The sequence below is a fragment of the Helicobacter pylori genome (genome assembly GCF_006439795.1).
GTDB classification, from domain to species: Bacteria; Campylobacterota; Campylobacteria; order Campylobacterales; family Helicobacteraceae; genus Helicobacter; species Helicobacter pylori_CR.
The window spans coordinates 191,670-205,046 of record NZ_VEYL01000001.1; the positions used below are offsets into that span (position 1 = coordinate 191,670).

General features: G+C 39.0%; 11 protein-coding genes and 1 other RNA gene. 9 read left to right on the forward strand and 3 right to left on the reverse strand.

The window, feature by feature from the left end:
- The first annotated feature begins 287 nt into the window (after positions 1–287).
- The 6 genes from dnaG (at position 288) to FIM66_RS00975 (ending at position 6,985) form a co-directional block, all read left to right on the forward strand.
- Positions 288–1,967, forward strand: a complete 1,680-nt coding sequence (dnaG, locus tag FIM66_RS00950; RefSeq protein WP_140547959.1) for a DNA primase — start codon at positions 288–290, stop codon at positions 1,965–1,967.
- Positions 1,964–3,016, forward strand: coding sequence for an MnmA/TRMU family protein (locus FIM66_RS00955; RefSeq protein WP_140547958.1), 1,053 nt, complete (start codon positions 1,964–1,966; stop codon positions 3,014–3,016). Before dnaG ends, FIM66_RS00955 begins: the two co-directional genes overlap by 4 nt.
- Positions 3,017–3,103: 87 nt before the next feature.
- Positions 3,104–3,931 (forward strand): DUF5718 family protein, encoded by an 828-nt coding sequence (locus FIM66_RS00960; RefSeq protein ID WP_140489657.1) that lies wholly within the window; start codon positions 3,104–3,106, stop codon positions 3,929–3,931.
- Between the two features lie 144 nt (positions 3,932–4,075).
- Positions 4,076–4,357, forward strand: a complete 282-nt coding sequence (locus tag FIM66_RS00965; protein WP_001272686.1) for a TrbC/VirB2 family protein — start codon at positions 4,076–4,078, stop codon at positions 4,355–4,357.
- A complete protein-coding gene (locus tag FIM66_RS00970; protein ID WP_000584956.1) occupies positions 4,357–4,620 on the forward strand; it encodes a hypothetical protein in 264 nt (87 codons plus the stop codon). The genes FIM66_RS00965 and FIM66_RS00970 overlap by 1 nt, the downstream gene beginning before the upstream one ends.
- Position 4,621: 1 nt before the next feature.
- The gene (locus FIM66_RS00975; protein WP_140547957.1) at positions 4,622–6,985 is read left to right on the forward strand and encodes a VirB4 family type IV secretion/conjugal transfer ATPase; all 2,364 of its coding nucleotides are present in this window, start codon (positions 4,622–4,624) and stop codon (positions 6,983–6,985) included.
- A gap of 30 nt (positions 6,986–7,015) precedes the next feature.
- On the opposite strand, the gene ffs is transcribed toward FIM66_RS00975, so the two are convergent.
- Positions 7,016–7,113: signal recognition particle sRNA small type (ffs, locus tag FIM66_RS00980), an RNA gene on the reverse strand.
- A gap of 176 nt (positions 7,114–7,289) precedes the next feature.
- Here ffs and FIM66_RS00985 point away from each other — a divergent pair.
- The 3 genes from FIM66_RS00985 to nspC all read left to right on the forward strand — a co-directional run bounded on the left by FIM66_RS00985 (position 7,290) and on the right by nspC (position 10,909).
- Positions 7,290–8,630 carry a COG3014 family protein gene (locus FIM66_RS00985; protein ID WP_194149228.1) on the forward strand — a complete coding sequence of 447 codons (1,341 nt, stop codon included), beginning with the start codon at positions 7,290–7,292 and terminating at the stop codon, positions 8,628–8,630.
- A 99-nt stretch (positions 8,631–8,729) separates the two neighbouring features.
- On the forward strand, positions 8,730–9,695 hold the full coding sequence (gene cheV1 / locus FIM66_RS00990) for a chemotaxis protein CheV1 (protein WP_140547955.1): 966 nt from the start codon (positions 8,730–8,732) through the stop codon (positions 9,693–9,695).
- Positions 9,692–10,909: a carboxynorspermidine decarboxylase gene (gene nspC / locus FIM66_RS00995; RefSeq protein WP_140599807.1), complete on the forward strand. Its 1,218-nt coding sequence runs from the start codon at positions 9,692–9,694 to the stop codon at positions 10,907–10,909. Before cheV1 ends, nspC begins: the two co-directional genes overlap by 4 nt.
- Positions 10,910–10,927: 18 nt before the next feature.
- Here the strand turns inward: nspC and lpxE are convergent, their stop codons facing one another.
- The gene (gene lpxE, locus FIM66_RS01000) at positions 10,928–11,464 is read right to left on the reverse strand and encodes a lipid A 1-phosphatase LpxE (RefSeq protein ID WP_238699340.1); all 537 of its coding nucleotides are present in this window, start codon (positions 11,462–11,464) and stop codon (positions 10,928–10,930) included.
- A gap of 49 nt (positions 11,465–11,513) precedes the next feature.
- Positions 11,514–13,085 (reverse strand): phosphoethanolamine--lipid A transferase EptA, encoded by a 1,572-nt coding sequence (eptA, locus tag FIM66_RS01005; protein ID WP_140599808.1) that lies wholly within the window; start codon positions 13,083–13,085, stop codon positions 11,514–11,516.
- Positions 13,086–13,377 lie beyond the last annotated feature (292 nt).

A 13,377-nucleotide genomic window follows, 5' to 3' on the forward strand; every position in this document is an offset into this window, starting at 1 on the left:
TCAGTTCTCCTAAGTTTTGATAAATAAAATAGAAATTTAGCGCTTATTGTTATTAAGCGACATAACTATAGCGCATTTTTAGGGATAAGTCAAGCCATAAAAACGAAGCTAAGACTATAACTATAAGGATTATTAAGTCTATTTGTATAAAATTTCATTAGTTTAAAAATATAAGGATTAGAAAAAGGGGGGGCGTTATTAACAAACCTTTTTTAAGATTTTATTTATTGAGTATAATTCATTCAAACAGCTTAAAACAAGAAAGCAAGATGAAGAAAGCATGAAAAATGATTCTTAAAAGTTCCATTGATCGCCTTTTACAAACGATAGACATTGTAGAAGTCATTAGCTCTTATGTGGATTTGAGGAAATCAGGTTCGAATTACATGGCTTGTTGCCCTTTTCATGAAGAAAGGAGCGCGAGTTTTAGCGTCAATCAAATTAAAGGGTTTTACCATTGCTTTGGGTGTGGGGCGAGCGGGGATAGCATTAAATTTGTGATGGAGTTTGAAAAACTTTCGTTTGTGGAAGCGCTTGAGAAATTAGCCCGCCGATTCAATGTAGCTTTAGAGTATGACAAAGGCGTTTATTACGATCATAAAGAAGATTACCACCTTTTAGAAATGGTGAGCTCGTTGTATCAAGAAGAGCTTTTTAACGCCCCGTTTTTTTTGAATTATTTGCAAAAAAGAGGGCTTAGCATAGAGAGCATCAAAGCGTTTAAATTAGGCTTATGCACGAATAGAATTGATTACGGCATTGAAAATAAAGGCTTGAATAAAGACAAGCTCATTGAATTAGGCGTGCTAGGCAAAAACGATAACGATCAGAAAACCTATTTGCGCTTTTTGGATCGCATCATGTTCCCTATTTATAGCCCTAGCGCTCAAGTGGTGGGTTTTGGAGGGCGCACCTTAAAAGAAAAGGCGGCCAAATATATCAATTCGCCCCAAAATAAGCTTTTTGATAAATCCAGTTTGCTCTATGGCTACCATTTGGCTAAAGAACACATCTATAAACAAAAGCAAGTCATCGTAACAGAAGGGTATTTGGATGTGATTTTATTGCACCAGGCGGGTTTTAAAAACGCCATAGCCACGCTTGGGACAGCCTTGACGCCATCGCATTTGCCCTTGCTTAAAAAAGGCGATCCAGAAATCCTTTTGAGCTATGATGGGGATAAGGCAGGGCGAAAGGCGGCTTATAAAGCGAGCTTGATGTTGGCTAAAGAGCAAAGGAAAGGGGGGGTGATTTTGTTTGAAAACAATCTCGATCCAGCGGATATGATCGCTAATCATCAGATTGAAACCTTAAAAAATTGGCTATCGCGCCCCATGGCTTTTATTGAATTTGTTTTAAGGCACATGGCGGGTTCTTATCTTTTAGACGATCCTTTAGAAAAAGATAAGGCCCTTAAAGAAATGTTAGGGTTTTTGAAAAACTTTTCCTTGCTTTTACAAAATGAATACAAGCCCTTAATCGCTGCGCTTTTACAAGCGCCTTTGCATGTTTTAGGGATTAGAGAGCCAATTTCTTTTCAGCCTTTTTACCCCAAAACAGAAAAACCTAATCGCTCTCAAAAGTTTGTGCATGTTTCTAACGCGCTCAGTTTGGAATTTTTAGAAAAATTAGTGATCCGCTATCTTTTAGAAGACAGAAGCTTGTTGGATTTGGCGGTGGGCTATATCCATAGTGGGGTATTCTTGCATAAAAAACAAGAATTTGACGCTTTGTGTCAAGAAAAATTAGACGACCCTAAATTAGTTGCGTTATTATTAGATGCGAATTTACCCCTAAAAAAAGGGGGTTTTGAAAAGGAATTGCGTTTGTTGATTTTGCGCTATTTTGAGCGGCAACTCAAGGAAATCCCTAAAAGCTCGCTCCCGTTTAGCGAAAAAATGATCTGTTTGAAAAAGGCTCGCCAGGCCATTATGAAATTAAAACAAGGAGAATTAGTCGCCATATGAAAAAAATAAAAGCTTTAGCCTTATTTAGTGGGGGGTTGGATAGTTTGTTGTCCATGAAATTACTCATTGATCAAGGCATTGAGGTAACCGCTTTGCACTTTAATATAGGGTTTGGGGGGAATAAAGATAAAAGAGAGTATTTTGAAAACGCCACCGCGCAAATTGGGGCTAAGCTCCTAGTGTGCGATATTAGAGAGCAGTTTTTTAACGATGTGTTGTTCAAGCCCAAATACGGCTATGGGAAATATTTCAACCCTTGTATTGACTGCCATGCCAACATGTTTAGGAACGCTTTTTATAAAATGCTTGAATTGGATGCGGATTTTGTTTTGAGCGGGGAAGTGCTAGGGCAACGCCCTAAATCCCAAAGGAAAGAAGCGCTCAATCAGGTGAGGAAATTAGTCAGAGAAGTGGGCGAAGAGGCTCGTTTTGATCCTATTTTAGACCGAACGCAAGCAAGCGGTGAAAAGCCGCAATTTTTAGACGAATTGCTCTTAAGGCCCATGAGCGCTAAACTTTTAGAGCCTACTTTTATGGAAAAAAAGGGTTTTGTTGATAGAGAAAAGCTTTTAGATGTGAGTGGTAGGGGGCGCACTAGGCAATTACAAATGATCAAAGATTATGGCTTGAAATATTATGAAAAGCCAGGTGGGGGGTGCTTGCTTACGGATATTCAAGTGAGCAATAAGATTAAGAATTTGAAAGAATACAGAGAAATGGTGTTTGAAGATGGCGTGATTGTCAAAAACGGGCGTTATTTTATCTTACCCCATAACGCTCGTTTGGTGGTGGCAAGGAATGAAGAAGAAAACCATAAGCTAGACATCCAACACCCCTTAATGGATAAGATTGAATTGATAAGCTGTAAAGGCCCTTTGAGTTTAGTGGATAAAAACGCCAGCAAAGAAGATAAAGAATTGGCCGGCCGTATCGCTTTAGGCTATGCTAAGACTTTAAAAAATCAAGCTTACCTCATTCAAATAGGGAATGAAAAACGCGAGCTTTACCCTTTGGATAAAGAGAGCGCTAGAGAGTATTTGTTCGCTTAAAAGGGAGTTTTTGAGGGTTTTAGGGGTTTTCTTTTATGCTATAATGAAAAAAGCTCTAATGATTAAGCGGTTTTTTAGGAGGTTTGCATGCAAGAGTTTTTAGGTTTTGGTGTGGTGGGGAATTTTGCAGGGCATTTGGAGCAAGCAGGAGAGAGTCATAGTTTTATTAACATGAAAAGCGAAGAAAAGGACGCCCCTAAGGGGCTATTCCCTTTTTATATCCCGTATGAGAATTGCTATTTGGGGCGTTGTTGCATTAATAACCATAAGATTATTTTGCCTAATGATCCAAATTTGAAAGTGCAAGCAGAGCCAGAAATCGCTTTAGAATGCGATGTTAAATACGATGAAAAACATTTGGTAACCAAGCTTGTGCCTAATTTTTTCATGGCGTTTAATGACGCTTCTGTGCGTAATCTAGAAGCCGCAAAGCTCTCCCAAAAAAAGAATTTTTCACCCGCTTCTAAAGGCATAGGGCAGAAATTGCCCATTGACAGGTTTGTTTATGGGGGGGTGTGTAACAATTTCTCTATCGCGTCTTTTTTGAAATACGACAATGTTTGGCACATTTATGGGGAAAACAGCAAATTGATCAAATACGAATTTTTTTATCAAAAGCTTTTAGACTGGATCAAAGACCGACTAAACTACCAACAAGATGGCGATTCTTTAGAGGCTCTAAGACCTTTTTTAGAGCGCCATAATTTCCCTACTAAAATGATTTTTGCGATTGGGGCTACCCCTTATATGCCTTTTGCGCAAGAGCATTTTTTACAAAAAGGCGATGAGGTGGTGATTGTTGCTTACAACCATTTGCAATATAGTTTTGAAAAGATTCAAAGCCTCTTAGAAGAAGACACCCTACAAACCAAAGAACACACCAATCTTTCTTATGTCTATCAAATCGTGGAATAGTAAGGCTTTTACCACTTTGACTTTGCTTTTTTACCCTTTCAAAGATTAAATACACCCTTTTTGACCCCTTTTAGGGAGTTTTTATGGTTTTTTTGAGATAATAAAGCTTCATAAAGTTAATTAAAATTAAACAAAAGGGTTTTGATGTCCGCTCATTTTTTAAAAATCATTTTTTTAGTAGGCATGTGCGTTTCAAGTTTGTTCGCTGAAGGTTTAGAGGGGTTTTTTAACGCCCTAGAAGCCCAGCTCAAAAGCCCCATCGCTAAGGGGATTTTAATGGTGATTTTCATAGGGATCGCTATTTATGTGTGGAGGAATTTAGACCGGTGGAAAGAGATTTTATTCACGATCCTTGGCGTGGTGTTTGGGATTTTTTTATTCTTTAAAGCCCCGAGTTTAGCGAATTGGTTTATGGGAATTTTTTAATGATTATCCTGTCAGCGAGCGTGAAGAATTTGCGTGAAATTTCGGTTAAAGAAAAATTTTTATGGCTGAACGCTAAGTCTTATTTGATTTCTGTTTTTGCGCCTTTTATTTTGCTCCCTTGGATTGATTTGTTGAGCGCTTTTTTATTGTATTTAGGGTTTTTAGCGCTCTTTAGCGTGCTGGAATTTTTTGATGAAGACATTGCAGATATTATCGTGGCTAAAAGCAAAATAAAGACTAAAACCAAATGTTATAGAGCGTAGGATGTTAGAAAAGCTTTTGAACGCTGTCAAACAAAAAGTTTCAAACTATTTTTTAGGGGTTTTGCCTAAAAGCTATTCTATGAGCGAAGAAAACAACATTTTAGGCTTGTATGATGAGCATTTTTTACTCACTAAAAACGAAAACTTAGTGGGCATCCTCCGTTTAGAGGGGGTGAGTTACACCCATTTAAGCACAGAGCAATTGCAAGATCTTTTCACCGAGCGCCAAATGGCGTTGGATTCTTTAGAAAAAGTCGTGGCGCGCCTAGTGGTTAAAAGGCGTAAAATTGATTATAAACAAAACATTCAAACTGATTCTCAATACTTGCAAGCGATTTTGAATCAATTTGAAAATAAAGAAGTGTATGAGAATCAGTATTTTTTAGTTTTAGAAAGCACTCACTCTTTACAAGGTGTTTTGGAGCATAAGAAAAAATCTCTCATGCATGCTAATAGGGAAAATTTTAAGGACATTCTCTCTTATAAAGCGCATTTTTTGCAAGAAACTTTAAAAAGCTTAGAAATCCAGCTCAAAAACTATGCCCCCAAACTCTTAAACTCTAAAGAGGTTTTGAATTTTTATGCAGAATACATTAATGGGTTTGATCTCCCTTTAAGGCCTCTAGTAGGAGGGTATTTGAGCGATAGCTATATCGCTAGTTCTATCACTTTTGAAAAAGATTACTTCATTCAAGAGGGTTTTAACCAAAAAACCTATAACCGCTTGATTGGCATTAAGGCTTATGAGAGCGAACGTATCACTTCTATAGCGGTGGGAGCGCTTTTATACCAAGAGACGCCTTTGGATATTATCTTTTCCATAGAGCCTGTGAGCGTCAATAAAACGCTGAGTTTTTTAAAAGAGAGAGCCAAGTTTAGCATGTCCAATCTTGTTAAAAACGAGCTGCTAGAATACCAGGAATTAGTCAAAACCAAACGCTTATCCATGCAAAAATTCGCCCTAAACGTTCTTATCAAAGCCCCCAGTTTAGAGGATTTAGACGCTCAAACGAGCTTAATTTTAGGGCTTTTATTTAAAGAAAACTTAGTGGGCGTTATAGAAACTTTTGGCTTGAAAGGGGGGTATTTTTCCTTTTTCCCTGAACGCATCCATTTAAACCACCGCTTGCGTTTTTTAACCTCTAAAGCCCTGGCGTGTTTGATGGTGTTTGAAAGGCAAAATTTAGGTTTTAAGGCTAATTCATGGGGGAATAGCCCTTTGAGCGTGTTTAAAAATTTGGATTATTCCCCTTTTTTATTCAATTTCCACAACCAAGAAGTGAGCCACAACAACGCTAAAGAAATCGCCAGAGTGAATGGGCATACTCTAATCATAGGGGCTACCGGGAGCGGTAAAAGCACGCTGATTAGTTTTTTAATGATGAGCGCTTTGAAATACCAAAACATGCGCCTTTTAGCTTTTGACAGGATGCAAGGGCTGTATTCTTTCACAAAATTTTTTAAAGGGCATTACCATGATGGCAAATCTTTTAGCATCAACCCCTTTTGTTTAGAGCCTAATTTGCAGAATTTAGAATTTTTGCAATCCTTTTTTTTGAGCATGTTTGATCTCGCCCCTTCAAGGGATAAAGAAGCCTTGGAAGATATGAATGCGATTTTTAGCGCGATTAAGAGCCTTTATGAGACCTTATACCCTAAAGCTTTTAGTTTGCTAGATTTTAAAGAAACGCTTAAAAGAACCTCATCTAACCAATTGGGCTTGAGCTTGGAGCCGTATTTGAATAACCCCCTTTTTAACGCTTTGAATGACGCGTTCAACTCCAACGCTTTTTTAAATGTGATAAACCTGGACACTATCACCCAAAACCCTAAAGACTTAGGGCTTTTGGCCTATTATTTGTTTTATAAAATCTTAGAAGAATCCAGGAAAAACGACAGCGGTTTTTTGGTTTTTTTAGACGAGTTTAAATCCTATGTGGAAAACGATTTACTGAACGCTAAAATCAACGCTTTAATCACGCAAGCCAGGAAAGCTAATGGCGTGGTGGTGTTGGCTTTGCAAGATATTTACCAATTAAGTGGGGTTAAAAACGCTCATAGTTTTTTAAGCAACATGGGGACTCTTATTTTGTACCCGCAAAAAAACGCTAGGGAGTTAAAACACCATTTCAATGTGCCTTTGAGCGAGACTGAAATTTCTTTTTTAGAAAACACCCCTTTGTATGCCAGGCAGGTTTTAGTCAAAAATCTGGGCAACGGGAATTCTAACATGATTGATGTGAGTTTGGAGGGTTTGGGGCGTTATTTGAAAATCTTTAATTCGGATTCTAGTCATGTGAACAAAGTGAAAGCGTTACAAAAAGACTACCCTACAGAGTGGCGTGAGAAACTTTTGAAGAGTTAGTTTTAAAAAGTTAATATTATTTTGAAGCACTCCTATTCAGATGGCTAAGGCACACAAGAAATTAGGGGACTCTGCTGTATTCCTACCCTGAAGCGTTACCCTAAAATCCTATTGCATAGGTCCAAATAAGAGCTTAGGGGTCATTTTAGCCATAAAAAGCTTATGTTTTCATTAAAAATGTTATGATACGCTCAAATTAGTCAAGCAAACAAGCAAAAAAATTAAAAGGGTTAGATTGAAAATATTCGTTCTGTTGATGTCGGTAATTTTAGGAATATCATTAACAGGTTGCATAGGCTATCGTATGGACTTAGAACATTTTAACACGCTCTATTATGAAGAAAGCCCTAAAAAAGCTTATGAATATTCCAAACAATTCACGAAGAAAAAAAAGAACGCTCTTTTATGGGACTTGCAAAACGGCTTGAGTGCTTTATACGCAAGGGATTATAAGACTTCTTTAGGGGTATTGGATCAAGCCGAGCAACGCTTTGATAAAACCCAAAGCGCTTTCACAAGAGGGGCTAGTTATGTGGGCGCTACCATGATTAATGATAACGTGCGCGCTTATGGGGGGAATATTTATGAGGGCGTTTTAATCAATTATTACAAAGCGATAGACTACATGCTTTTAAACGATAGTGCGAACGCTAGGGTGCAATTCAACCGCGCGAACGAACGCCAACGCAGGGCTAAAGAATTTTATTATGAGGAAGTGCAAAAAGCCATTAAAGAAATCGATTCTAGCAAAAAGCACAATATTAATATGGAACGCTCTAGGGTAGAAGTGAGCGAGATTTTAAACAACACCTATTCTAATTTAGACAAATACGAAGCTTATCAAGGCTTGCTTAACCCGGCGGTTTCGTATCTTTCAGGGTTGTTTTACGCTTTAAATGGGGATAAGAATAAGGGATTAGGCTATCTTAATGAAGCCTATGGGATCAGTCAAAGCCCTTTCGTGGCTCAAGACTTGGTTTTTTTCAAAAACCCTAACAGGAGCCATTTCACTTGGATCATCATTGAAGATGGTAAAGAGCCGCAAAAAAGCGAATTTAAAATTGATGTGCCTATTTTTATGATTGATTCGGTTTATAATGTGAGTGTGGCTTTGCCCAAGCTAGAAAAAGGGGAAGCGTTTTATCAAAATTTCACCCTCAAAGACGGAGAAAAAGTAACGCCCTTTGACACTTTAGCCTCAATAGATGCGGTGGTCGCTAGCGAATTTAGGAAGCAATTGCCCTACATTATCACTAGAGCCATTTTATCGGCTACTTTTAAGGTGGGCATGCAAGCGGTAGCGAACTATTATTTGGGGTTTGTTGGAGGGCTAGTAACTTCGTTGTATTCAGGTGTGAGCACCTTTGCAGACACCAGAAACACGAGCATTTTTGCCCATAAAATCTATCTCATGCGTATCAAAAACAAAGCTTTTGAAAATTATGAAGTTCGAGCTGATTCTATTGACGCTTTTTCGTTTTCATTAAAGCCTTGTAAAAGATCGCTTGAAAGCCCTAAAGTCATTGACGCTAGGGAATTGCTTTCAGGGTTTGTAACAGCCCCACAAATCTTTTGTTCTAACCGCCATAATATTTTATACATCCGCAGTTTTAAAAACGGGTTTGTTTTGAGTCATTTAAAATGATTTAAAAAACCCCAAAGATAGTTTTTAAGTGTCGTTGGCATTAAACACAAACACGATATAATTATAAAACGATACGAAAACCTAAATCAAGGGGAAGTCATGGCTGATAGTTTAGCGGGCATTGATCAAGTTACGAGTTTGCATAAAAATAACGAGTTGCAATTGTTGTGTTTCAGGCTGGGTAAAAACAAGGATTTGTATGCGGTCAATGTCTTTAAGATCCGTGAAGTGGTGAAATACCATGGCAATCTCACTATCATCAGCCACGAAAACAATTCGCTCGTTGAGGGCTTAATCATTATAAGAGAGCTCACCATTCCCTTGATTGATATGAAAAAATGGTTTTATTATGACAGCCAAAACAAAAACAAGGATTTACGCCCTTATAGGATAGAAAAAGAAAAAGGCGAAGACGATATTGTTATGATTTGTGAGTTTTCTCGCTGGACTATAGGGGTTAGGATCTATGAAGCGGATAGGATTTTGAGCAAGAAATGGACTGAAATGGAGCAAAGCGCTGGGCTAGGGGGATCTGCAGGCAATAACAAACTCGTGAGCCGCACGCGCTATTTTGATGGGCGCTTGGTGCAAGTGGTGGATATTGAAAAAATGCTTATAGATGTGTTCCCTTGGATTGAAGAAGAAAAACACAACGATTTAGAAACGCTCTCTAAAATCCATTCTAACCAATGCGTTTTACTCGCTGATGACTCCCCAAGCGTTTTAAAAACCATGCAAATGATTTTAGACAAGCTAGGCGTCAAGCATATAGATTTTATCAATGGTAAAACCTTATTAGAGCATTTATTCAACCCCACAACCGATGTGAGCAATATTGGTCTTATCATTACCGATTTAGAAATGCCAGAAGCGAGCGGTTTTGAAGTGATCAAGCAGGTTAAAAACAATCCTTTGACTTCAAAAATCCCTATCGTGGTCAATTCTTCTATGAGCGGGAGTTCTAATGAAGACATGGCCAGGAGTTTAAAGGCCGATGATTTCATCTCTAAGTCTAACCCTAAAGACATCCAGCGAGTGGTTAAGCAATTTTTGGAATTAGCATGAAAAAATACAGCGCTATCCCCACCCCTTGCTATGTGCTAGAGAGCGAACGCTTGGAAAAAAACGCCAAGATTTTAGAAATCGTGCGCCAACAAAGCGGGGCAAAAATCTTGCTCGCTTTAAAGGGGTATGCGTTTTGGCGTGAGTTTGGAATTTTAAGGCAAAAATTGAACGGGTGTTGCGCGAGCGGTCTTTATGAGGCTAAGCTCGCTTTTGAAGAATTTGGGGGGCGAGAGAGCCATAAAGAAATTTGCGTTTATAGCCCGGCTTTCAAAGAGGCTGAAATGAGCGCGATTTTACCCCTAGCGACAAGCATTATTTTTAACTCTTTTTACCAATACGCTGCCTATAAAGACAGGATTTTAGATAAAAACAAGCAATTAGAAAACTTGGGCTTAAGCCCCATTAAAATGGGTTTGAGAATCAACCCTCTCTACAGCGAAGTAACCCCAGCGATCTATAACCCATGCTCTAAAGTGAGCCGGTTAGGGATTACGCCTAGCGAGTTTGAAAAAGGGGTTAAAGAGCATGGGTTAGAGGGGGTGAGCGGGTTGCATTTCCATACGCATTGCGAGCAAAACGCTGACGCTTTGTGCCGGACTTTAGAGCATGTAGAAAAGTATTTCAAGCCTTATTTAGAAAACATGGCGTGGGTGAATTTTGGTGGGGGGCATCATATCACTAAGAGCGATTATGATGTGAATTTGCTCATCCAAACGATTAGGGATTTTAAAGAGCGTTATCGTAATATAGAAGTGATCTTAGAGCCTGGGGAAGCCATAGGGTGGCAATGCGGGTTTTTAATCGCAAGCGTGATAGACATCGTTAAAAACGATCAAGAAATTGCGATTTTAGACGCTTCTTTTAGCGCTCACATGCCGGATTGCTTGGAAATGCCTTACCGCCCTAGCATCCTTAAAATCTCCGTAGAAAATGATGAAGAGCTTATTGAAGTTGAAAAGGGCGAAAATCAAGGGGCGTTTTCTTACTTTTTAGGCGGTCCTACTTGTTTAGCGGGGGATTTTATGGGGAGTTTTAGTTTTGAAACGCCTTTAAAAAGGGGCGATAAAATCGTGTTTCAAGACATGCTCCATTATACGATCGTCAAAAACAACTCGTTTAATGGCGTGCCGCTCCCAAGCCTGGCTAAAATAGACTCGCAAGGTTTTAAAATCCTTAAAAACTTTTCTTATGAAGATTATAAAAACAGAAATTAAGGCTTTAATTAAGTTTTTTTAATTAAGTTTTTTGGGGCTTGTAAAAAGGCTCACGCACAACATTCCAGTGCCAAGCCCGGCCAACACCGCACCAATGGTGTGCATGTCTAAATAAATGCGAGCGAGCATGGTTAAAGGGATTAGGGGTAAGAGCCACAAGTATTTTTTAAAAGAATAACGGCGCATTAAAAACGCCACCGCCAAACCCACCATAGACGAATGCCCGCTTGGCATGTTGAAATTACCCCCATAAGGGCGCTCGCCCAAACGCTGATCATTGATCGTTACATGGTTTAAGGCTCTTTTGGTGGTATGCGTGAGAATGGTTGTAGCGATAGAAGCGTTAGCGACTTGAAAAAGCCCTACCGCATCTCTTTGAATCAAGGGAATTGCTACAGATAAAATCGTAGGGATAAAGCGCGCATAATGCTCGGTGAAATGAAGCGCCAAAGGCACGCTTTGGTGTTTAGGGACTTTTGGGAAAGGTGCAAAAATGCCCAGCAAAATCAAGCCCAAACTGAGCGCTAACAAAGTTTTAGAAAAGCTTTTGGGCAGGCTTTCACAAAATTTTTGTTTAAATAAGAATTTTTTCATGAGTGTTATTTTACTCTTTTTTGTGTTTGAGCAGATCTAAAGAAGGGCGATAAACAGCGCTAGGGTTTTTAAAATCCAAAAACACCCCTAAAACGCTATGGAAAATCACATTTTGATTAATGGGGGTTTGGGTTTGAATGATGGAATGCTCCTTTTTAAAAAGATCGTTGGCATAAACGATAAAGGGGATCTCGTATTGCTCTTTAGGGGCGATGCTTTTAGGAATGCCATGCAAATAATACGCTCCTTCGCCCAAACTTTCGCCATGATCGCTTAAATAAATCATTAGGGCGGGCTGTTTGGCTTTTTTGAGCATGCTAATGATTTTGTCTAACAGATAGTCGTTATAAAAAATGGTGTTGTCATAGGCGTTAATCAGGCTTTCTTTGGAGCAAGAAGACAAATCAGCGCTTGAGCAATAGGGCTTAAACACCCTAAAATTTAAAGGCACTTTGTTGTCATAGTTGGGGCCATGCGAGCCTGCAAGGTGTAAGATGAGTAAGACATTTTCGTTAGAGTGTTCTTTTAAAAGATCAGGCAAATTATAGAGTAAGGATTCATCATAAGGAGCGATCGCTTCACAATTGGGGCATTTTTGAATCAATTCATAGTTTTTAAGATAGCTTGTAACCTTAACATTCTTTTCGCCGTCATTGGCGCTATACCAAAAGACTTTGATACCGGCTTTAGTCAAGTAAGTGGGCAAATTTTCATAGGCGTTTAAGCTGTTTTTAAAAGAAGAATCTAAAATGCATTCCAAACTCGCTGTCGTGTAAGTGGCGCAAGAAGTGGCGTTAAAAAGAGTGAGTTCATGATTTTCTAATCGTTTGCTTAGTCTTGGGGTGGTGGGTTTATCATAGCCATAAAGGGCGTAATTATGCTTCCTAGCACTTTCGCCAATGACCAGCACCACAAACGAATGAGAATGATTGGGCGAAAAAAGAGGGAGCGGCTTGATAGTGGGGGCGAAAAATTTGAGAGCGCTCACTCTAAAAGCGTTCACGCTATAAGCAAAAGGCAGGATTAAGCCCCCTATGAATTTCGCATGCTTGTCAAACCACAGCCAATTTTTAGCGTTAGCTAAAGCACTAGCGATAAAAATAAACACTAACGCCAAGATCGCTAAAAAGGGCGCTTTTTTAGAAGAATTTTTGATGGGGATTTTATAAATGATATAGCCGGGTAACACCCCAAAAACAACGATAAAAACGAATAATTTAACGCTCAAAAAGCCTAAAACTTCATGCGTGTTGGTGTTTAAGACATTGCCCATCATGCTCTTATTTAAAAACACCTTATAAGCGCTAATGAAATAGAAAGCGACGGAATTGAGCCAACTAAAAACAACCGCGCTTAAGCGCATCAAAGAAGCAGAGATCAAGCCTAACGCCAAAAAAAGAGCGCCATTAACGCAAAAAAGCACCACAACCATCATGGCGATAAAACTAACTTGGTTGCTTTCTTTATAAACATAAGCGAACAAAGGGAAATGGTATAAAACGCCAAAAATAAGGCTATAAAGCAAACCGGCTTGCAGACAACTCAGGGGTTTTAAAAACTTCAGATGGAATAATGATGCCAAACACGCCCCTTAAAATCAATCAATCTTAGGATTATATCGTAGGTATGGGGATTTTATGGTTTATTTTAAGAGCACTTTTTATAAGGTGGCTTGGGGGTGGCTTGCATGAAGAAGCTTAAAGCGTGTTGGTTGCAGGATTTCATCACGCCCCATAGTCGCAATATGGGGCAAATCCAAATAAGGAGCATGCCATGAAGCGTAAAAGTGGCAAACGCTCTTGGAAACTATTATACCTTGAAATTTCTTTTTCTTGGTTTAAGGTAGTGTTTTTGATGAAACGCTGATTTCTAAG